Consider the following 22,017-nt stretch of genomic DNA (forward strand, 5'->3'; position numbering starts at 1 on the left):
CAATTAATGAACCTGCTAGTTCTTATAAAAACTAGACTTTACAACTGATCCAGACTACCTTAAAATCAATGTAAATTTAAACCAATATCACCTAATTAACTATGTCCAAAAATAAAAAGAATGGAACAGAAACTCCTGTAGAAAAAAATCTCAGTAACCCACAATACTACTTTAATAGAGAATTTAGTTGGTTAGAGTTTAATCGTAGGGTTTTATCTGAGGGTTTAGACCCCCGTACTCCCCTATTAGAACGTTTAAAATTTTTAGGAATTTTTAGTTCTAATTTAGATGAATATTTTATGGTTAGGGTAGCAGTTTTGAAAAAACAAATAGAAGCTGAAGTACATAAATTAACACCTGACGGTCGTACTCCCCAAGAACAACTAGATGGGATTAATCAAAGACTATTACCAATGGTTTCTTTACAACACCAATTCTTTGAGGAAACCTTACGACCAGAATTAGGGAAAAATGGCATTTATATCTTCAATTATATAGACCTAAATCAAGAACAAAAAACATATCTACAAAACTATTTTGAAGAACACATATTTCCTGTACTTACACCTCTAGCTATTGATGCTAGTCATCCTTTTCCTTATTTATCTAATCTTAGTTTTAACTTAGCAGTAATGCTAAAAAATCCAGATACTCAAGAAGATTTATTAGCTAGAATTAAGGTTCCCAAAATATTACCTCGGTTTTTGCGGTTACCAGAAAAATTGCAACAAATACAAGAAAACACTCACACTATAAATTGGGTAGGAGTTCCTCTCGAACAAATCATTGCTCACAATTTAGGTTCTCTATTTCCTGGTATGGATATTCAGGAATATCACCTATTTCGGATTACTCGTGATGCTGACTTAGCAGTACAAGAAGATGAGGGTGATGACTTGCTGTTAGTAATTGAGAAAGAACTACGAAAACAGCGTATAGGTGGTACAGTAGTCAGAATGGAAATTAATCCAACAATGCCAAGTAAATTAAAAAAGATATTAATGGAAAAGTTGGAGTTGTCTGAAAAAGATGTCTACACAGTAGATGGATTACTTGATTTAAAAGATTTAATGTCATTCTTAGGGTTGCCGTTGCCTAACCTTAAAGATCCAAGTTGGGGATCTACTATGCCTCCACGGTTGCGAAATTATAGTGATGATATAACAACTCGTGACCTGAATGAGAACAATGGAATTGACTTTTTTGAGGTAATTCGCCAGAAAGATTTATTGGTACATCATCCATATCATTCTTTTGCAAGTACGGTACAAGGTTTTATTACCCAAGCAGCACACGATCCTAATGTATTGGCGATTAAGATGACTCTCTACCGTACTTCTGGAGATTCGCCTATTATCAATGCTTTGATTGCTGGGGCAGAAAATGGCAAACAAGTAGCAGCATTGGTGGAATTGAAGGCAAGATTTGATGAAGAAAATAATATTCAATGGGCGCGGAAGTTAGAACAATCTGGTGTTCATGTGGTTTATGGTTTAGCAGGTCTGAAGACTCATACTAAAATTGTGATGGTGGTGCGTCAGGAGGAAGATCATATCCGTCGTTATGTTCATATTGGTACTGGTAATTATAATCCTAAGACCGCTAAACTTTATACTGATTTGGGTTTGTTGAGTTGTCGCCCAGAATTAGGAGCAGATTTAGCAGATTTGTTTAATTTCTTGACAGGATATTCTCGGCAGCAGTCTTACCGGAAGTTGTTGGTGGCGCCTGTGAATATGCGCGGTCGCTTTATTAAACTGATTCGCCGAGAAATTGAGAATTGTAAAGATGGAGATACAGGCCGTATTGTGGCGAAGATGAATTCTTTGGTAGACCCTGAAATCATTGCTACTTTGTATGAAGCGTCTCAAGCAGGGGTGAAAATTGATTTGATTATTCGTGGTATTTGTTGTCTGCGTCCGGGTTTGAAGGATATTAGTGAAAATATTAAGGTGGTGAGTATTATTGGGCGTTATTTAGAACACTCTCGGATTTTCTACTTCCATAATAAAGGTAAAGAGGAGTTGTATATTGGTTCTGCTGACTGGATGCCGCGTAATCTTAATCGTCGGGTTGAAGCTATTACACCTTTGGAAGATCCTGACAATATGAAAGAGTTGCAAGAGATTCTGGGGATTTTATTATCTGACAACCGCCAAGCTTGGGATTTACAAGCAGATGGTCAGTATATTCAGCGTCGTTCTAATGATAATTCTCCTGAACTTGGTTCCCATAAAATTTTGATGGAAACTGTAGCCAATAATTAGGCTTAGAGTTGTGTTTTAGGGCCCTGGATGTGTTTCTGGCACTAAAGCGCAACTACAAACAAATACTTTTTTCTAACGTATTGGCAAGAGTCAGAGTCATAGCGATCGCTCCTTCTATTTGATCTAGAATCCGGTTGAATACTTGTCATTGCGACCGTTTCATGTCTGAAACAGGAAGAAAGAAGCAATCTCCTAAATCTCTAAGATTGCTATCCGTTCCGGAATGCTCCGCAAACCTTCCACTCCGTTACAGTCGCAATGACTTGGGTATAGTAATTATCCGGATTTTATTTGAGAGTTCGATCTTAATCCAAACTGTTAAATTTTTGCATCAAAATTCTCTATAATTTTATAGTCAAATTAAGATAATAACAGTAACAAAAGAAATTAAATGACAAAAAGAGAATGTCCTAAATGTAATACTAAATTTAAACTGCCTTCCATATCTATTCCTATCATATTGCCACCAACGGATAAAGATTATGAGTGGGTAGACAGTAGTGAAATACTTACTTGCCCCAATTGTAATGCTACTCTCGCAGTATGGGTTCGCGAATATCTTGAAGAAGATAAACAAGAAATTGGTGAATTAGAATTCTTAGATGATGGCAAGGAAGATAAAAAGAAGAAAAAGAAGAAAAAGAAGAAAAAAGAGTAGTTTTTGACTTAGATTATATGATGTTTATGCCACATATAGCCATTCCCATAATGCTGAGGTACAAAATTCTAGCTTTGAGGGAATAGGGAATAGGGAGTAATAAAAAGATAACTGTGCTTCATAAGCTTGGGAAACACTATAATACCATAGAAAAATATGGTGAGAATAATACATTTGAGTAGATATTCCCCAACGATTTACACAAATAAATTACATGGACATCATATTCAATAATTTATGTAGAATCTTTGTTAAGTAGTTTTCGGNTGCTTCATAAGCTTGGGAAACACTATAATACCATAGAAAAATATGGTGAGAATAATACATTTGAGTAGATATTCCCCAACGATTTACACAAATAAATTACATGGACATCATATTCAATAATTTATGTAGAATCTTTGTTAAGTAGAATACATAAAAATATATATTATACAAGTATAAAGTTATAATTTATAGCGGTTCTCACAAAGGTAGACTACAAAAATTCCTCCTTCTCTCCTAGATAACTAAAGCCTTCTTCCTTTAAACCCAAATCTCTGTACTCTATATTAATGAAAATTGCTATAATACACCAGAAAAATTTTATATTTTTATTATTTTTTAAGTAGCAACTTTGACTATATAATGTATAAATATTTGGAGTCAATTCTGACAGATTGTCATTAATTAAAGAATAATTACTACCAGGGGAGAAATTAAAGATGAAGAATCAAGATTGGTTGTTGACTGGAGACGGTCAATGTCAACCTTGTAAAACTGTGAATGAATGGAAATTATTAAGAGAAAATTATCGGTTTTATAGATTTTTAACAGAACTTGAAGATACCTTAAAAGATGCTATAGATGAAGCTAGTTGTTTGCCAAAAATTCGACTGTTAGTCCGACAATTTATTACTAATTCATACTGGCTGCAAACTCAAGAGCCAGAACCTTGTGAAAAAACAGGAATATCTGTTATTTTATTGTATGATGAATTAGGATTTCCCCTCACAGTACAAACCGTAAAAATTATGCCAGGAGCAATTTCAACAATTCATAATCATGGTACTTGGGGAATAGTAGCAGTATTAAAAGGTCAGGAAAAAAATACTTTCTGGAAACCTAGTCCTGACCCAGAAAATAAATATAAAATTGAACTATCTGGAGAGCAAATATTACAGCCTGGAGATTTAATTAGTTTCACTTCTGATGCTATTCATAATATAGAAGTAGTTGGAGATGAACCTACATTAACTTTTAATATTTATGGTGAAACAAAATCTTCTGAAAGGTTTGAATTTGACCCAGTTGCTCAAACGGCTAAAAAGTTTTGAATAAGAAAAGAAGAAGAACTGTACCTCAATACCTCAGTAATATCATGTCTGGATAATTAGTGATAAAAAAAACTTGCTCTTCCTTATATTTTAAAGCTTTCTCCTCTTCCCTCTTTACTCCTCCCTCATTATTTATTGATTTATAAGTATTAAACCAGACATGATATAACTTGAGAGTAGTATTGACATCCTCCCGATGTTGCTCTACCAAGAAAACGCGGGATTCCCATCTATAAATCGAACAGACTGTAGGGGCGAATGGCCATTCGCCCCTACTCGAAAGACTCAGGGCGAGTTGATACCTTAAGGGAAGTCTTACCAATGGATAATTAGAGATAGTTTTCATTATTCATTATCAATTATCCATTAATAGTTATCCATTATCAATTATCCATTATCAATTATCAATTATCAATTAATAATGTCTAATCCTTTACTTTCTCTCAACTATGAACCTGCCATTGAATCTTTAGGCGGTGACTATTATGATGAGGTACTTGCTGCTGAATTTCCTCAACATATTTTGCGATTTCGTAATGATAAATTACTCCCTAAGATAGGGCTAAATTCTCAAAATGTTAAGGATGAAGATTTTATTGAAGCTTTTGGTAAATTTCATTGTGTCGGACCTTTTTTAGCCCTACGTTATCATGGTTATCAATTTGGTGAATATAACCCTTATTTGGGAGATGGTAGGGGTTTTCTTTATGGTCAAGTCCGTGGGGTAGATGGTGAATTATATGATTTTGGTACTAAGGGATCGGGTAGAACGCCTTATTCTCGTANTGATAAATTACTCCCTAAGATAGGGCTAAATTCTCAAAATGTTAAGGATGAAGATTTTATTGAAGCTTTTGGTAAATTTCATTGTGTCGGACCTTTTTAGCCCTACGTTATCATGGTTATCAATTTGGTGAATATAACCCTTATTTGGGAGATGGTAGGGGTTTTCTTTATGGTCAAGTCCGTGGGGTAGATGGTGAATTATATGATTTTGGTACTAAGGGATCGGGTAGAACGCCTTATTCTCGTAGTGCTGATGGTAGACTTACTCTTAAAGGGGGGGTGCGGGAGGTTTTGGCAGCCGAAATGTTGCACCGTCATGGGGTTCGTACTTCCCGATGTTTTAGTTTAATTGAAACTGGGGAAGGGTTATGGCGTGGGGATGAACCTTCTCCTACTCGTTCGTCGGTGATGGTGCGTTTTAGTCGTTCTCATATCCGGTTTGGTAATTTTGAAAGATTACATTTTTTTAAGCGCCCGGATTTAACGAAAAAGTTATTAGACCATGTGATTTATTGTTATTATTCTGATCTGAAGGAAGAGAAGGATAGCTATTTTTTATTCTATTCAGAGTTAGTAGAAAGAGTTGCTAAGTTAGTTGCTCAATGGATGGCTGCTGGATTTTGTCATGGTGTATTAAATACAGATAATATGTCAATTACTGGGGAAAGTTTTGATTATGGTCCTTATGCTTTTATTCCCACATATAATCCTAAATTTACAGCAGCTTATTTTGATTATTCTGGTCTTTATCGTTACAGTCATCAACCATTAGTTTGTAAGTCAAATTTACACCTACTTCAAGAAGCATTAGCTGCAATTATTGAGCCGAAGAATATGAGGTCAGCTTTGGAAAAATTTGATGATTTTTATCTGCATGAATATCGGCAATTAATGATGAGGAGATTAGGGTTTGAAGAGTTGCCTGAAGACAATGCAGAAAAGTTACTTCAGCTAACCATAAAAATGTTAACAGATTCTCAGGTTGGATACCACGATTTCTTTTACGAATTGAGACAAAAGTTTTCTCCCCAATGGCGTGATGATATTACTCAGATTTTTGCTGATTTTGAACAACCAGAATTAATAGAACAATGGCGACAATATTATTATCATCTTTTGCAGACTTATTCTGATAATGAATTAAAAGAAATGGCGAAAAAGTTACAACAATATAATCCGCAACAAAGTTTAATTAGACCTGTAATTGAGTCAGTCTGGGAAGCAATTACACTAGAGGATAATTGGCAGCCATTTTATGATTTATTACAGCGAATATATGATTGAAGAAGGAAGAAGGAAGGAGTAATATCATGTCCGGATGAACAGTTATAAATAATTAGGGAGGAGTCAGGAGCTAGAAAGGAACTTTTTCCGCGTCAGGATTGACACTCCACGGACTGAAAGTCGCGTGGATTCTTAAGCGGAACAAATTTGCCGGACTGAAGTCACGTCAAATTTGACCCTTAATGGCATAGCCAAAGATGCCTCTAGTCTGTCCGGGATAAACCCATTCAGGTTGCTTTTTAATCCAATGTTGGCTGCACCGTTAGCATCGGCATTTATCAATTTTCCTTCCCTAGTTTTGTACAAACCACGCTTGACTCGTTTACCACTGAAACTATATTCGGTAGGATTGTCAGCATTATAAATAGGGATTAAATCACCATCTAAAAAGCTAGCTTTAGAAGTATAGGATTCTTCCTGTTCTTTGTATGTTAACCCGTATCTATCACACATAGCTTTTAGCTTTAGTCTAAAACTGTGGTGCGGTATTTGTACAAACTTTTGGTTAGTTTTTTTGCCTAAATTGATATTTTGCTTCATGCCCGGATTAACACCTACAACTATAGTAGATATTCTATTTGTACTACACCAGTTGATTAAGTACCTAGTTGCTTTATTCAGGTAATCTCTAACTTTATTATTCCGATTTACAGTAATGCTAATTTGTTTTTTGGTTAAGCCTTTAATACCCTGTTTATCTTTTATAGATTGCAATCTAGAATTCTCCTTGTTGTACCACTGGTTGATTGATTTAAGTTTCCTACCGTCTAAAATAAACGATGACCCAGTGTTTGATACACAAGTGGCGCTTATTGTCTAAACCAAGGTCGATTGCTATTACATTATCTGTTTTTACGGCTGGCTCTGTCTCCTCTTCTGTAATAAATTCAACTTCAAAAAAACTGGCATCAAATCTCGGAATTATTCTAACTTCCTTGAGATTCTTATCTACCAATCTCTCAGGAAAAGGGATTTTTACTGCACCATATTCTACCTTGAATTTCTGAGACATTGGAATATTGAAATATCCATCTTTTACCCTAATTCGAGGTATNGGCATCAAATCTCGGAATTATTCTAACTTCCTTGAGATTCTTATCTACCAATCTCTCAGGAAAAGGGATTTTTACTGCACCATATTCTACCTTGAATTTCTGAGACATTGGAATATTGAAATATCCATCTTTTACCCTAATTCGAGGTATTATCAAAGGAAAGTAACCCTCTTTTTTGAGGTATCTAGGCATTCGTATTTGTTCAAACCGATATAGACTTTCTTTGGCCTTCTGAATTAAGTTGAAAAACGACTTAAAAGACCTGTCTACCACTTTTAAAATTTGCTGTGCAATATCAGTTTGAAGTAACTGGTAATTTTCATTTTCTTTGCAGTAATGGTAATTTGATTCATACCTTAGATATCCGCCCTCAGAGAAGTAGAATTGTCGCACAGAATACAAGCCGACATTGTACATATTTTTAGATAATCTGCACAATTGTCTTAATGCTTTGAATTCGGTGCTGGACAAATTTCTAATTTTGTTCTTTTGAGTTAGGTACATAACTAAGATTTCGCTGTATAATATCTATATTAGCGAAACAGNATACAAGCCGACATTGTACATATTTTTAGATAATCTGCACAATTGTCTTAATGCTTTGAATTCGGTGCTGGACAAATTTCTAATTTTGTTCTTTTGAGTTAGGTACATAACTAAGATTTCGCTGTATAATATCTATATTAGCGAAACAGTCTCGAATTGTCAACACGACTACGGGTTAAAACCCGTCGAGTCGCTTCCATCCCGCCGTTCAAACTGGCGGGTTTCCCACGTACCGACTTTTTGTGATGAGTGGAAATAGGTCTGATTTACACATTATAAACTTAGGAATTTCATACCGTGTTTCAGCAACGCCATCTTTTGGTGTAGCACCCCTGTGCCTACCCTAGTTAATGATAGGGGGCAACCACAGGGGGATTGCCCCTACAAATTTCATCCTGTGATATCAAATCCGGTAGTATCGGTATAAAAAAGCAGAGAAACCGGGTTTGTATCAAATGCCCTAGTACGGACGTTGCACAGGCAAAAATGCGTTTTCCGTTCCGGAATGCTCCGCAAACATGTCGCGCAGCAAAACGTCCCTACCATTAACCTCCCACAAACCCGGTTTCTCATAACACTCCGAAGCAAAATGATCAAAATGAAGGGTGGATATCTTCATAATTCGATCGCTAAATCTACAGGACTAACATTACAGCAGTTTCGGAGGCGCGTGAGGTACAAAGTTTTACCACTTTAGTAAATAGGGAAGACAGATTAGTCTTCAACTGTACCTNCCGTTCCGGAATGCTCCGCAAACATGTCGCGCAGCAAAACGTCCCTACCATTAACCTCCCACAAACCCGGTTTCTCATAACACTCCGAAGCAAAATGATCAAAATGAAGGGTGGATATCTTCATAATTCGATCGCTAAATCTACAGGACTAACATTACAGCAGTTTCGGAGGCGCGTGAGGTACAAAGTTTTACCACTTTAGTAAATAGGGAAGACAGATTAGTCTTCAACTGTACCTCATTATCCTAAAAAGTCCTGTAATTGATTGTAGCTTAAGACATTATTTTCATTATCAAACCTGAATTCTTCAAAGTTTTTGGTAGTCATGGTAATACCATCTAGTTCAAACATAACCTTATTGTTATTAGCACCGAAACTGATATTATCAAATTCCTCTATGTTGTAAGAGCTAAGGCTGAGTCTATCATAACCGTAACCACCATTTATTTTAGCGTCACCGAAACCTTCAACAAAGTCTTTCCCATTACCCATGCTGATGTTGACACCACCTCCAAAACTCGAGGCTTCTACTCTATCAGCTCCATCGCCCATAGAAATTTTACCGCCAAAAACACCGTAAGAATCGCTTCCACTTGCCTCGCCAATTAGAGTATCAGCTCCATCACCCATCTTAATGTGGCTATCAAAAATACCGTAAGATTTGCTTCCGCTGGCCTGACCAGTTAGAATGTCCTTTCCATCTCCGGTACGAATCTCGCCACCAACAATACCGTAAGATATACTTCCGCTTGCCTGGCCAGTTAGCTTATCCTGTCCATTTCCGGTACGAATCTCGCCGTTGGTGTTGTCAATAGCGATCGCTTTGTCCTTAACCTGGGCAAAAGCATCGGCAACAGACTCAGCCAAAGCTTGATTTCCCGGAGTGCCACTCAACACAGCAGACGCTGCACTTTGTGACAAGCTCGCAGCACTAGAAGTAGCTGTAGCAGTGATAGTATCCTTACCACCAGNCGGTACGAATCTCGCCGTTGGTGTTGTCAATAGCGATCGCTTTGTCCTTAACCTGGGCAAAAGCATCGGCAACAGACTCAGCCAAAGCTTGATTTCCCGGAGTGCCACTCAACACAGCAGACGCTGCACTTTGTGACAAGCTCGCAGCACTAGAAGTAGCTGTAGCAGTGATAGTATCCTTACCACCAGCCGTAGTAATTTTGCCATTTTCATTGTTAATACCTCTGGCAATGATGGTTGCCTCAGAGAAACTTTGAGCAATTGCTCCAGCGAAAGCTGTGAGACCATCTGAAACAGGGGCTGTGGCAACAGCCTCGACGATGGCTGAGGCATCTGCTATAGCTGTGGCGACTGCTGCCACAGAACCTTCGGTGCTGCCATCAATACCATCGCCACCCTGACCGTTGTTAATTTCGCCACCAGAGTTATCAATACCATCGGCAGTGGAGCTAAGTTTTATATCGGCAAAAGCATTAGTAATAACAGCAGTATCAGCAGTATCAGCAATAGCTATGGCTTGAGATACTGTTTGTGCTGTAGCAGAGACGCTCGATGTTGCCCTACCTTGTACTAGATCGCGTCCTCTTCCTGTCTTGATAACCCCATTGTTATCAATACCCTTGGCAGCAACATCAACGCTCGCCATCAATGCGGAGTCAATACCATAGTTGATGCTGTTTTCGGCTCCTGTTTGAACAAGCACTCCCCCAACAAAGTCACCATATACAGAGTCAGTACCAATGAGCTTATCAGCTCCCCCACGTGTTTTTACAATGGAGGAATTGGGGTTAAAGAGTGTCATCCCCGGATCAATTTTATTAGAGCGTCCATTAAAATTTACTTGACTCAAGTCTAGACTTGTCATTAACAATACCTCTCAAAACGATAAATTAAAAACTAGAAGCAGTCCATACCAGATATCTTACGTTGGTGCTTATAACGGTTTTCACAAAGGTAGACTAAAGAAATAGGGATAAGTATGTTTGCAGTTTTATAAGTTACAGCCCTGATCGTTGTATTCTATAGTTAAGTTGTTAAGTTAATCAAAACCGCTATCAACATTTTCTGGTTGAAAAAATCCCTGTTTGGGTAGCATAACCTAGGAAAAGTCAGTCTAGACAAGGGAATAACATTGATGCCCTTAAGAAGGCCGTTTGGGCACCATTCCCCATGAAAAAATTCGCCACAAAAGGATTTATGCCTTTTTGAATTAAAAACCTATACCTATCTATTCTATATTTGAGTCTATTCGTCTAAGTCCTAGGGTGTTTGAAACAACTTAACTTGAGTTTTTGTTTTTTAATATAACTACATCTTAATCCAGAATAATTAGGGAGTAGTTGCCAATTTGGCAGATTTATTGGATGAAGTGATACCCAATTAGATTATACTCTAGTTACCATACCAAATGTGTTCTCCCTTATACCATAAACTTTGCTAGACTTCAACTTTCTATTTATAAATATTATCTATTAACGTGATGTAAATTTTTAATATAGCGTTTCTCAGGTTAATGAGGTTGAAAAACTGTTTTTCATTTGCTAACATATACTCATATAAGCTAACAAAAATTATATGAATTATGTTCCACTTAGGAAGGCTGTAGAAATACTTGGCTTACATCCTAATACCGACACGCAAATATGGAGATGAAGGCAAAATCAAAATCATTAAAAATGAAGCAGGGCAAAGATTGTACGATGCAAAATCCTACATCATGGGAGCAGCTAGAGCTTCCACTATTTGCTACTGCCGAGTCTCATCAGCAAAACAAAGAGACGACCTCAAAAGACAAGTCGAGTTCATGCAAAACCACTATCCCGGAGCTGAAGTCATCAAAGACATCGCTAGCGGGCTCAACTTTAAAAGAAAAGGTCTTATAGCCATACTGGACAGAATCTTGCAAGGAGATAAGCTCACAATTATTGTTGCCTGTAGGGACAGACTCACGAGATTTGGATTCGAGCTTATACAATATTTGTCTTCCCATCTTCCCATCTTCCCATCTCCTCCAACTATGCTATATTATCTTTTCTTGTAGTTAGGTATCAATATTCATACTCCTAAAGTTATGGTGAATTTATTTCTGACAAATAATTGTTTCTTCGCCTATTCTCTATTCCCTATTCCCTCCATACCTATTCCCTACTCCCTTTTTTACTGTAACGACCTTTTTTGAATTTGGTATAAGTACCATTATTCCTTCTTTAAGCAAGAAAGTCATTCAGAGTAAAATAAAAAGTTGTTCCTTTTTCTACTTCAGAATCACAGCAAATTAAGCCTTTATGACGATGAATAATTCTTTTGACAATTGACAAACCAATACCAATTCCTTGAAACTCTTCATCTGAATGGAAACGCTTAAAAGGAGTAAATAATTCGTCAAAATTTTCCATACTAAAACCTGCTCCATTATCTTTAATAAAATACACTAAATCTAATTTTTGCTCACATAAATTTTTGTCTTTATAATATAAAGAACATTGATTAATGATTGGCTCTAAATTTTTCGGACCCATTTTTTTAGCCTAGANTAATTTTTGCTCACATAAATTTTTGTCTTTATAATATAAAGAACATTGATTAATGATTGGCTCTAAATTTTCTTTTTCTGCGAATAAAACTCCAAATTCAATATAAGTAACATCTTTTTTAGATGAATATTTCCAAGCATTACTAATTAAATTATCCAAAGCAATTGTTAAAAAGTTTCGATCTACTTTAGCTATAACATTAGATTGAATTACTAATTCTACTTTTCTTTGTGGTTCCCTCCTTTGGAATTTAATTAATATGTCTTGAACTATATTACTTAAATCCATTACTTCAAGGTTTATAGCACTTTTTTTAACCTTTGACAATAGTAGTAAATCTTTAATAATTTGCTGCATCCTAGCAGTTGATTCAGAAATTATATCAAAAAGTTCTGGAGACTTTTGAGTGGAATGATTATGATTTTGATATTCTGCTTGGAGAAAATCAATTAATGATTCAATATTGCCTAATGGATTCCGTAAATCATGAGCTACACTATAACTAAAAGCTTCTAATTCTTTATTGGTTTCTTCTAGGGTTAATTCTAAGTTTTTCCTTTGTGTAATATCTCTAACCGTAATCGCAAAACCATCTCCTAATTTAACCGCGATGAAATGATACCATTTTCCTTCTCCTTGGTCATTATAATAAACATCTTGCTCTAAAGATTGTCCAGTTTCTACCACATTCACAAAATCATTAAATAAATTATCATTAATTCTATCTAAAAACTTTTTCACCACTAATTTACCAATTAAATCTTGTGGTTCTTGATTAAAAGCTCTAGCAATAATTGGATTAACAACTAAACAAGAAAAATCAATAATATTTCCTGTCCTCTTATTTCTCAATGCTGCTAGACCAGCAATTCCATCAAGAGCAGAATTTAAAATGCTAGAAATTAAAGCCCTAGATTGATATAAAATAGCTTCTGCTTCTTTGCGTTGTCTAATTTCTGCTTTAAGATTATCTTGTTCTATTTTTAATAATTTTCCTTCTGCTTCTAATAGTTGTTTTTGTTTTTTAATTGTTAACTGACTTTTGATTCTGGCTAAAACTTCTTGTTCTTGAAAAGGCTTAGTTATATAGTCTATTCCTCCTACTTCAAAAGCTTTTACTNATTCTGGCTAAAACTTCTTGTTCTTGAAAAGGCTTAGTTATATAGTCTATTCCTCCTACTTCAAAAGCTTTTACTTTATCAAAAACTTCATTTAAAGCACTAATAAAAATCACAGGGATTTCCTTGGTTTTAGGATTCGCTTTTAAGGATTCACAAAGTTGATAGCCATCGAGTTCAGGCATTTTAATATCTAATAAAATTAAATCGGGAATATCAGTTTCTATAGAAAATAATGCACTTTCCCCATCAATGGCTTTTCTTACTTGATAATTATTATTTTTTAAAAGAATCGCTAAAATTTTTAAATTTGGTAGGTTATCATCAACTATTAAAATAATTTCTTCTGAATTTTTCTTTGATATAGTATTCATAGTTTTATGGTTTATAGCAATTATAAATAGGTTTTCATTAATGGATAATGGATAATGGATAATTGATAATTACCTCTTCCTTTTAGGGAGAGAATTGACACAAAGGGGGAAAAGATTTATTTCTCTTGGTCGATTGGATATGGTGTTTCGCTGCGCGACATATAAAGCGTTAGCGTTAGCGCAGCTCCTCTGCAAGAGGCAGCGGCTCTGCAAGAGGCAGCGGCTCTGCAAGAGCGGGAAACCTCCCCATCCCATCCTAACAGAATGCTCCGCAAACGACCGCTTTTTTCCCTTGAAAAGGGAGGCTTAAAGGCGTGAATTATCTAATTATTTAATTGCTTAATTATTAATTATTTCGGTAATATTTTATCTGACAGGGTTTGGAGACCAAACCCCTACAGTTTTTTTCACGAATCATTTTTTATGGAGTATAAGCGATCGCTTGATTGCGCCCTTCTTGTTTGGCTGTATATAAAGCTTTATCTGCCATTGCAATTAGAGCATCCGGTGAACTTTCCTTGTTGGGGATGATACTAGCAATACCCATACTGACAGATACAATTGAACTTACCTTTGATTCTTTGTGAGGAATTGCTATTTTGCGAATAGCTTGTTGGATAAGTTCAGCGATCGAACTCGCTCCTTGCTGGTTTGTATTAGGCAAAAGAATCACAAATTCTTCACCCCCATAACGAGCAATCAGATCGTAAGGACGATTTAAGACATTCTTGGCAGCTTGAGCAACTTGCTGTAAACAATTATCTCCAGCTTGATGTCCGTAAAAATCATTATATAATTTAAAATAATCCAGATCGAATAATACTAGAGATAAAGGTTGTTTTTCTCTTTGACAACGTTCCCATTCTTTCAATATAGTTTCCTGAAAAGTACGACGATTAGCAATTCCTGTTAATCCGTCTATGGTTGCGAGATAATTTAGTTCTAATTCTAGCTTTTTCCTTACCGTAATATCTCTGACAGTAATGGCAAAACCATCACCTAATTTAACGGCAATGAAATGATACCATTTGTGTTCTTGTTTATTGTTATAAGTAAAGTCTTTTGCTAAAGGTATTCNTTTCCTGAAAAGTACGACGATTAGCAATTCCTGTTAATCCGTCTATGGTTGCGAGATAATTTAGTTCTAATTCTAGCTTTTTCCTTACCGTAATATCTCTGACAGTAATGGCAAAACCATCACCTAATTTAACGGCAATGAAATGATACCATTTGTGTTCTTGTTTATTGTTATAAGTAAAGTCTTTTGCTAAAGGTATTCCTGTTTCTACGATTTCAACGAAGGCGGAAAATAAATTAGGGTCAATTTTATGAATAAATTTTTTAAACACCAATTTACCGATTAAATTCTCAGTTTCTTGATTAAAAACTTCTGCAATTAGAGGATTAACTAATAAACAGCGAAACTCCTCAATCTTTCCATTTTTTGTATTTCTGACTGCTTCTAGAGCAGCAATCCCATCAAGGGAACTATTAACAATACTAGAAATTATTGCCCTAGATTGATATAAAATAGCCTCTGCTTCTTTGCGTTGTCTAATTTCTGCTTTAAGATTATCTTGTTCTATTTTTAATAATTTTCTCTCTTTTTCTAATAGTCCTTTCTGTTTTTGAATAGTTAACTGACTTTTGATTCTGGCTAAAACTTCTTGTTCTTGAAAAGGCTTAGTTATATAGTCTATTCCTCCTACTTCAAAAGCNATTCTGGCTAAAACTTCTTGTTCTTGAAAAGGCTTAGTTATATAGTCTATTCCTCCTACTTCAAAAGCTTTTACTTTATCAAAAACTTCGTTTAAAGCACTAATAAAAATTACAGGGATTTCCTGGGTTTTAGGATTAGCTTTTAAGCGTTCACAAACTTGATAGCCATTGAGTTCAGGCATTTTAATATCTAATAAAATTAAATCAGGAATATCAGTTTCTACTGCAATCATAGCATTTTCTCCATTAATAGCTTTTTTGACTTTATAATTGTTGTTTTTTAAGAGGATTGCTAAAACTTTTAAATTGGAAATTTGATCGTCAACAATTAAAATTGTAGCTTCTAAATTTTGTTTTGGTAAATCATTAGATTTAATCATAATTAAATTTTGAATCTTTTAAATAATAATCGATAATAAAGTAAGCATTCAAAGGAATTAGTCTCTAAAGAGAATTATAAAGTTATTAGGACTTACGCAAAGAAACCCGGTTTCTACGATAAATTCTTGTTTTGAGCAATATACCTCTACGAGAAACCGGGTTTCTAGGTTCTCCTGCGTAAGTCCTGGTTATGTTGGCGTAGCATTCCGTTGGCGTAGCATTCGGAAGGAAAGGAGAGGAAAGGAAGGAAAAGGAAATGAAAGGAAGGAAAAGGAAATGAAATTGGTCATCAGATAAGCTTAGAGTTGCTTGATTCTTTGCAAAAGGTGTTTGGGCAGCATTCCGGAATGGAAATGCTAATAGCTGAATACTTACGTTATAAAATAGATTCAATCAGTTGTCTAATTGTCTGAAATTGGAAATCTTCAACTAAACTATTTAACTTCTCCCCTAATAAAGATTGCTCAACCGGAATCTCATCGATTAATTCTTCCATCATATCATCATCTAAAGCTTTAGCAGCATAATAAACTTTCTCTAACCATTCATTCGGCATTTTTTGTAAATCTTCTACTGTTAAACTTGATAATTCACTTGAAGTTTGAGATGGCATTTCTTCTGCATAAATATATTCAACTCCTAAATGCTTTTTCATGGTTTCAAAAATGGTGGCTTCTCGAAAAGGTTTTCTGACAAAATCATCACATCCTGCTGATAAAATAATTGCTTTTTGTTCTTCTAATACACTNTCAAAAATGGTGGCTTCTCGAAAAGGTTTTCTGACAAAATCATCACATCCTGCTGATAAAATAATTGCTTTTTGTTCTTCTAATACACTCGCGGTTAAAGCAATAATTGCCGTAGCATTTCCTTTAGTTGTGCCTTTAATATGTTGCGTTGCTTCATAACCATCCATTACTGGCATTCTCATATCCATCCAAATTAAATGAGGTTGCCATTTTTCCCAGATATCAACAGCTTCTTTTCCGTTTGTAGCTTCTTTTAATTCAAATCCTAATGGTTGTAATAGTTTAATTAATAATAAACGATTAGTCGGACGGTCATCTACAATTAATATTTTATAACGAGGTTGGTTTGGTTGTAGAGCAATCACATGACGAGGATTTACTTGAGTTTTTATATCTGTTTTATTGACAATCTCAACTTCTATTTCAAATCGAAAAGTTGTACCTTTTCCTATTTGACTTTTAACGGTAATATCTCCTCCCATTAAGTTGACAAATTTACGACTAATNAATCACATGACGAGGATTTACTTGAGTTTTTATATCTGTTTTATTGACAATCTCAACTTCTATTTCAAATCGAAAAGTTGTACCTTTTCCTATTTGACTTTTAACGGTAATATCTCCTCCCATTAAGTTGACAAATTTACGACTAATGGGTAATCCTAAACCTGTGCCTTCTTAACTATTTTTAGCTGTTTGAGTTTGAGCAAATGCTTCAAATAATTTACTCATTTCCTCTTGAGCTATTCCTGCTCCTGTATCCCTCACTTCAAAAATAATAGTTGCTTTATTTTCTCCTCTTTCAAAAGCTTTTTCATAACTTTCCCTTCTTTCAAAAGCTTTTCCATGACTCTCCCCCCTTTCAAAGGAGAGATTAAGGGGAGATTCTTCATTATTTTCACCATTTTCCACCTTTTTCAAGGAAAGATTAAGGGGAGATTCTTCATGACTTTCCACCTTTTCTAAGAGAAGATTATACGAGGATTGTTTTTGACTACCAACGGTTAAAGAAACTCCTCCTTCAGTAGTAAATTTAATTCCATTATTGATTAAATTAATTAAGACTTGGCGAAGCTTAGTTTCATCAGTATAGATATATTGAGGTACATCATCTTGATAGTCAAATATTAATGTTAATCCTTTATTTTCTGCGGTGATATGTAATAAATCTTCCAGTTCATTTAAGAAAGAATAAAAATCAAAATTATTGGGATTAAGGGTCATTTTCCCTGCTTCAATTTTAGATAAGTCTAAAATATTATTAATCAAGGTTAATAAATAGCTACCACTTTTATAAATAATAGTTGTATTTTCCTTGTCTTCTTTTGATAAACTCGGAGAACGCATCATAATTTGAGAAAAACCTAAAATAGCATTTAAAGGAGTTCTCAATTCATGGCTCATATTAGCGATAAAACTGCTTTTTGCTTGATTAGCAACTTCCGCTTTTTCTTTCGCCACTTCCAATTTTTGATTCGACTTAGTAAGTTCAAAAGTTCGCTCTTCCACTCGTTTTTCTAAAGTTTCAAACAAAGCTTGTAAATCATTTGCCATACGGTTAAAAGACTCAGCTAATTCCCCAACTTCATCACGGCGATCGCTCTCCACTATTGTCTTTTGATTCCATTCTCCTTGACTCATACTTTTGGCAGCTTGGTTTAATTTCAAAATCGGTTGCGTAACCCAACGTGCGGTCAAAATACCTAAGATAATGGCGATAACCAAAGCCAAAATACAAAGAGCGATCGTAATTCTGGTATTAGCATTAATCTCTGCCATAAATTCTGACTGCGGAACAATGATAGCGATCGTCCAGTCAGGATGGGATATTTCTATGTCTAAAGGGGTTAGTTGTAACCAATATTGCTCCTGTTCGAGATGAAACTGCGATTGCGTTACACTATTTTTGTCTCTGTCTAAAGTTTCCCAATGAACCGCAGCAGCAGCAATAGCATAGTCTTTACTCTCACTTGGTTTCAATCGTTGGAAAGACCCATGATAGTTACCAACATTATCAGTTTTATCCCTAATTTCCGGTGTCATAAATGGACTTTCATCAATAGAAGTTGCCAACATCCAACCATCTTCATCGACGATCGCGATGCGACAACCATTACAAATATCTAAGGAATTCAAAAAATCTTGTATCAGAGTCAAACCCACATTGACTGCAAAAATTCCTTGCAACTCACCTTGAGAATCAAAAAACGGCGCATAAGTATTAACCGCGAGGAGGGGAAGTTTACCGACTTGAAAAGATTTTGTCCAACCAGGAGCGCTGTCTCTGACGGCACCTTGATACCAAAGAGTATCTTGGATAATGAATGGATCGAGAGAGAAAAGCTCTTGGGTACGATTTCCTCTTTCGTCCAAAAGATACATTGTCAGACGCTCCGGGCGTTTGGAATCAGAAATCATCCCTTCAATGCGTTGTTTATTTCTGCGATGAGTCACTCGAAACGTTCCATCAGGGAAACCCAAGAAAATACCAGTAACAGTTTCAAATTGTTTAATGCGCACCCATAGAAGTTGCTCGACTTCAGCTAAATTGTTTAAATTGACTGTTTGACTTCGGACAGCTTCAATATTCATTTTGTTAATTTGCATTGCCGTCTGAAGATTCTGCTGAATATACAAATTCACTCGCTCTACCACTTCTGTCATCAAGCGTTCTGAGAGATTTTGTACTGCGTCCTGACCACTTCGATAAGACAAATAACCTACCAGTCCAACGCTTACCAGCAGTTGCATCACAAAGGGAATAATCAATACCATCCGCAGAGAAAGTTTACAGAACAATGAACTTAAGTATCTGTTTGGCATTTTTCAGTTACCATCCTTCCCATTTTTTATTGCTTATTTGTAAGCATTTCCTGCGGAATGATCCGCAAACACCTATCAACTCAAGTCAAAACTATTGGTTGATTTGGATTTCAATTTTATCAATGTCCTAACACTTTTTTGTAGTGCTATAGCAAATGATTGGTGAAAAAAACTCTAGGGGTTTGGAGACTAAACCCCTACGATAAAATATTTAACTTTTGACTTCTGACTTCAGCTATACAGAGCGATCGCTAATACAACTACAGAATAATTATTCTAAATTCTAAATTCTGAATTCTAAATTCTGACTTCGCGATCGCTACACAACCATAGAATAATTATTAGACCTAGGCGTGAAAAAGATATAGATTTTTTGGAGGAGTAGGGAACAGGGAACAGGGAACGCTTAACTGGCAAGATATTTTTATGAAAAAGGCATGAAAAAGGATTTTTTATGGTTAATTTTTCTTTCTTTAGCATATCTAACTCAAAGGTTTATTTATTTTCCGGAGATGTCTATTATGTTAAATATAGCGTTTCTCAAGCTTATGAGGTACACAAGCTCTTTAATTTCTTTTCTATTCCTGATTCCCTATTCCCTATTCCCTATTCCCAGTTAAGTGTTCCCTAAAACCTAGAATTTTGTACCTCACGCTTCTTGGGAATTGCTATATCAAAATAAGGATTTTTATTAATGGATAATGAACAATGAATAATGGAGAGTGGCTCATAAAAACTCTCTTCTTATATCAATTATCCATTATCCATTGAAACGGAGAGGCAATAAAGCCGAATTGATTAATTATCAATCATCAATTATCCATTATCAATTATCCATTATCCATTGGTAATATTGGTCTCCCATATCCATATCAATTTGCCATTGATCTAACAGCAACATATAATCAACCACATCATAATTTCCTTGTTTATGTTTCTCTGATTCATGGTTAATTAAAACACTGCGAGGAGTAAACACAATTCGCTTACCTTTCTTTCTCAATTTCAAACACAAATCAACATCCTGATAATCAGAGAAAAAATGTTCATTAAAACCACCAACCAAATCAAAATTTTCCCGACTTACCATCAGACAATCTCTACTTACAGCAGATACCTCTCTTGCACAAACTAAAGAACCTGCATAACCATCATGATTAGTAGGAAAACCTCGCATCACATAATTAACCTTTCCCAACTTTCCTAACACAATACCCGCGTGTTCAACAGTTCCATTAGGAAAAACTAAAAATCCTCCTACAGCACCAATATCAGATTGTTCGGCATAATATAAAAGATGTCTTTGCCAATCATTAACCGCCACTTCTAAATTAGTATTCACAAAAACAAAATATTCACCTTGGGCAGTTTTAGCACCCAAATTATAAGCACGAGAATCATTAAACTTACCCGATAAACTTAAAACCTTCACAGCAGGATTTTGGATTAAATTCTCTGTTCCATTCCCACCAATTAAAATTACTTCATTTTTAGGATAACTAGAAACAGACAAGAAATTTTCCAACCATTGATTGAGACTTTCCGAAATATTAGGAGTAGCAATAATCAAACTAATCAAAGGATAATTCTTTCTCGGCAAAGGATTAATATTTACCCGATGTCTACCCAAACCAGGTTCAGCTTTTGCCGCCAAATCAATTCTTTCTAAATGAGCATTAACAGCAGCTTGTTGTACTACTTCAATACCAGCTTTAGCATCAACATCTCCCGAAATACTACCCTTAACTTTTCGCCAATGATAAAGATGTTTATAAATATGAGCAATTTTATTAGTCTTCTCCGAAACTCGTAACATAAACTCATAATCTTGTACCCCATCAAATTGACTGTTAAAACCTTTAACATCTAAAGCTATTTTTCGACGGACACATAATAAATGACCGACATACATAACACCACGAAAATATTCAGGAGACCAGTCAGGTTTAAAAAATGATTCAATATAACTTAAACCATCAAAATCAATTTTATCCTCATCAGAATAAACAACATCAAATCCTTCTGCCAATTTATCCAAACTATTTTCTAAAGCTGTCGGTGCGAGAGTATCATCATGGTCTAATAAACAAATAAATTCTCCAGTAGCCATTTTTAGCGCTCTATTTGTCGCAGCACTAATACCACCATTATCCTCTGAAAATAGAACTTTAATTCTCGATTCTTTTTCTGCCAAACCAGCAAGAACATTTCTAATTTCTGGCTGTTTCGAGCCATCATCAACAATACACCATTCCCAGTCATAAATAGATTGGTTAAGAACACTCAAAACCGTTTCCACAAACCAATCTAAAGAAGAATTCCAAGTAGGAGTTAGGATACTAATAGAAGGTTGATAAAAATCTGCTCTTTCTTCTTCCTTCTTCCTTCTTTCTTCCATTAAAATTACTGGATTAATAATTTCCCAGAACCTTTCAACTGTTACTCCCGATAAACCCAATAATTCCTGTTTTTGTTGTGTAGGAGTTTGGTCTCCAAACCCAGAAACATTAGTAGTAGAAATTTTTTTTGCTGTAGGAGTTTGTGCTCCTAAACCAGAAAAATTATTAACTCCTTCTACTGGTTTAATAGGAGTTTTTTTTGCCGTAGGGGTTTGGTATCCAAACCCAGAAACATTAGTAGTAGAAATTTTTTTTGCTGTAGGAGTTTGTGCTCCTAAACCAGAAAAATTATTAACTCCTTC

The 22,017-nt window shown here is 35.4% G+C and carries 11 protein-coding genes and 8 pseudogenes; 6 read left to right on the plus strand and 13 right to left on the minus strand.

The features are described 5' to 3' along the window. Positions 1 to 101 precede the first annotated feature (101 nt). The 3 genes from ppk1 (at position 102) to AFK68_RS33370 (ending at position 4,241) form a co-directional block, all read left to right on the plus strand. On the plus strand, positions 102 to 2,267 hold the full coding sequence (ppk1, locus tag AFK68_RS33360; protein WP_094678620.1) for a polyphosphate kinase 1: 2,166 nt from the start codon (positions 102 to 104) through the stop codon (positions 2,265 to 2,267). A gap of 391 nt (positions 2,268 to 2,658) precedes the next feature. Next, positions 2,659 to 2,925, plus strand: a complete 267-nt coding sequence (locus AFK68_RS33365; RefSeq protein ID WP_094678622.1) for a hypothetical protein — start codon at positions 2,659 to 2,661, stop codon at positions 2,923 to 2,925. Positions 2,926 to 3,629: 704 nt separating this feature from the next. Next, positions 3,630 to 4,241 (plus strand): cupin, encoded by a 612-nt coding sequence (locus AFK68_RS33370; RefSeq protein ID WP_094678624.1) that lies wholly within the window; start codon positions 3,630 to 3,632, stop codon positions 4,239 to 4,241. A gap of 25 nt (positions 4,242 to 4,266) precedes the next feature. Here the strand turns inward: AFK68_RS33370 and AFK68_RS33375 are convergent, their stop codons facing one another. Continuing rightward, positions 4,267 to 4,587: a hypothetical protein gene (locus AFK68_RS33375; protein ID WP_094678626.1), complete on the minus strand. Its 321-nt coding sequence runs from the start codon at positions 4,585 to 4,587 to the stop codon at positions 4,267 to 4,269. A gap of 75 nt (positions 4,588 to 4,662) precedes the next feature. Between AFK68_RS33375 and AFK68_RS33380 the strand changes: the two genes are divergently transcribed. Next, positions 4,663 to 5,026: protein adenylyltransferase SelO family protein (locus AFK68_RS33380; protein ID WP_143438581.1), on the plus strand; the 364-nt coding region annotated here is incomplete at its 3' end. Position 5,027: 1 nt separating this feature from the next. Then, positions 5,028 to 6,311 (plus strand): annotated as a pseudogene (locus tag AFK68_RS33385) (YdiU family protein); the annotation flags it as partial. Between the two features lie 132 nt (positions 6,312 to 6,443). On the opposite strand, the gene AFK68_RS33390 reads toward AFK68_RS33385, so the two are convergent. Continuing rightward, on the minus strand, positions 6,444 to 7,124 hold the full coding sequence (locus AFK68_RS33390) for an RNA-guided endonuclease TnpB family protein (RefSeq protein ID WP_094678628.1): 681 nt from the start codon (positions 7,122 to 7,124) through the stop codon (positions 6,444 to 6,446). Further along, positions 7,072 to 7,365, minus strand: a pseudogene (locus tag AFK68_RS33395) (hypothetical protein); the annotation flags it as partial. The gene AFK68_RS33390 and the pseudogene AFK68_RS33395, both read right to left, overlap by 53 nt. 3,970 nt (positions 7,366 to 11,335) lie before the next feature. On the opposite strand from AFK68_RS33395, the gene AFK68_RS33420 reads away from it, so the two are divergent. Next, positions 11,336 to 11,659, plus strand: a complete 324-nt coding sequence (locus AFK68_RS33420; RefSeq protein ID WP_246844624.1) for a recombinase family protein — start codon at positions 11,336 to 11,338, stop codon at positions 11,657 to 11,659. 166 nt (positions 11,660 to 11,825) lie between these two features. On the opposite strand, the gene AFK68_RS33425 is transcribed toward AFK68_RS33420, so the two are convergent. The 10 genes and pseudogenes from AFK68_RS33425 to AFK68_RS33465 all read right to left on the minus strand — a co-directional run. Then, positions 11,826 to 12,137 (minus strand): ATP-binding protein, encoded by a 312-nt coding sequence (locus AFK68_RS33425; RefSeq protein WP_094678636.1) that lies wholly within the window; start codon positions 12,135 to 12,137, stop codon positions 11,826 to 11,828. Between the two features lie 15 nt (positions 12,138 to 12,152). Further along, positions 12,153 to 13,004 (minus strand): annotated as a pseudogene (locus AFK68_RS47470) (histidine kinase dimerization/phospho-acceptor domain-containing protein); the annotation flags it as partial. 269 nt (positions 13,005 to 13,273) lie between these two features. Beyond that, positions 13,274 to 13,644, minus strand: a pseudogene (locus AFK68_RS40595) (response regulator); the annotation flags it as partial. A 421-nt stretch (positions 13,645 to 14,065) separates the two neighbouring features. After that, positions 14,066 to 14,719 carry a GGDEF domain-containing protein gene (locus AFK68_RS33440; RefSeq protein WP_371357670.1) on the minus strand — a complete coding sequence of 218 codons (654 nt, stop codon included), beginning with the start codon at positions 14,717 to 14,719 and terminating at the stop codon, positions 14,066 to 14,068. A 644-nt stretch (positions 14,720 to 15,363) separates the two neighbouring features. Further along, positions 15,364 to 15,743 (minus strand): annotated as a pseudogene (locus AFK68_RS43145) (response regulator); the annotation flags it as partial. Positions 15,744 to 16,120: 377 nt separating this feature from the next. Further along, a pseudogene (locus AFK68_RS43150) lies at positions 16,121 to 16,492 on the minus strand (hybrid sensor histidine kinase/response regulator); the annotation flags it as partial. A 1-nt stretch (position 16,493) separates the two neighbouring features. Continuing rightward, positions 16,494 to 16,975 (minus strand): annotated as a pseudogene (locus AFK68_RS43155) (response regulator); the annotation flags it as partial. Between the two features lie 25 nt (positions 16,976 to 17,000). Next, positions 17,001 to 17,159 (minus strand): annotated as a pseudogene (locus AFK68_RS47475) (ATP-binding protein); the annotation flags it as partial. 12 nt (positions 17,160 to 17,171) lie between these two features. Next, entirely contained in the window at positions 17,172 to 19,316 is a 2,145-nt protein-coding gene (locus tag AFK68_RS47480) for a hybrid sensor histidine kinase/response regulator (protein ID WP_094678650.1), read from the minus strand. Between the two features lie 826 nt (positions 19,317 to 20,142). Beyond that, positions 20,143 to 22,017: glycosyltransferase (locus AFK68_RS33465; protein ID WP_094678652.1), on the minus strand; the 1,875-nt coding region annotated here is incomplete at its 5' end.

Origin of the sequence: Hydrocoleum sp. CS-953 (assembly GCF_002260545.1) — a bacterium.
GTDB lineage: Bacteria > Cyanobacteriota > Cyanobacteriia > Cyanobacteriales > Microcoleaceae > Trichodesmium.

Excerpts from the sequence above, each read along its gene's own strand:
- ppk1 (WP_094678620.1), top strand. The coding sequence starts at position 102 with ATGTCCAAAAATAAAAAGAATGGAACAGAAACTCCTGTAGAAAAAAAT.
- AFK68_RS33365 (WP_094678622.1), top strand. The coding sequence starts at position 2,659 with ATGACAAAAAGAGAATGTCCTAAATGTAATACTAAATTTAAACTGCCT.
- AFK68_RS33370 (WP_094678624.1), top strand. The coding sequence starts at position 3,630 with ATGAAGAATCAAGATTGGTTGTTGACTGGAGACGGTCAATGTCAACCT.
- AFK68_RS33375 (WP_094678626.1), bottom strand. The coding sequence starts at position 4,587 with ATGAAAACTATCTCTAATTATCCATTGGTAAGACTTCCCTTAAGGTAT.
- AFK68_RS33420 (WP_246844624.1), top strand. The coding sequence starts at position 11,336 with ATGGGAGCAGCTAGAGCTTCCACTATTTGCTACTGCCGAGTCTCATCA.
- AFK68_RS33425 (WP_094678636.1), bottom strand. The coding sequence starts at position 12,137 with ATGGGTCCGAAAAATTTAGAGCCAATCATTAATCAATGTTCTTTATAT.
- AFK68_RS47480 (WP_094678650.1), bottom strand. The coding sequence starts at position 19,316 with ATGCCAAACAGATACTTAAGTTCATTGTTCTGTAAACTTTCTCTGCGG.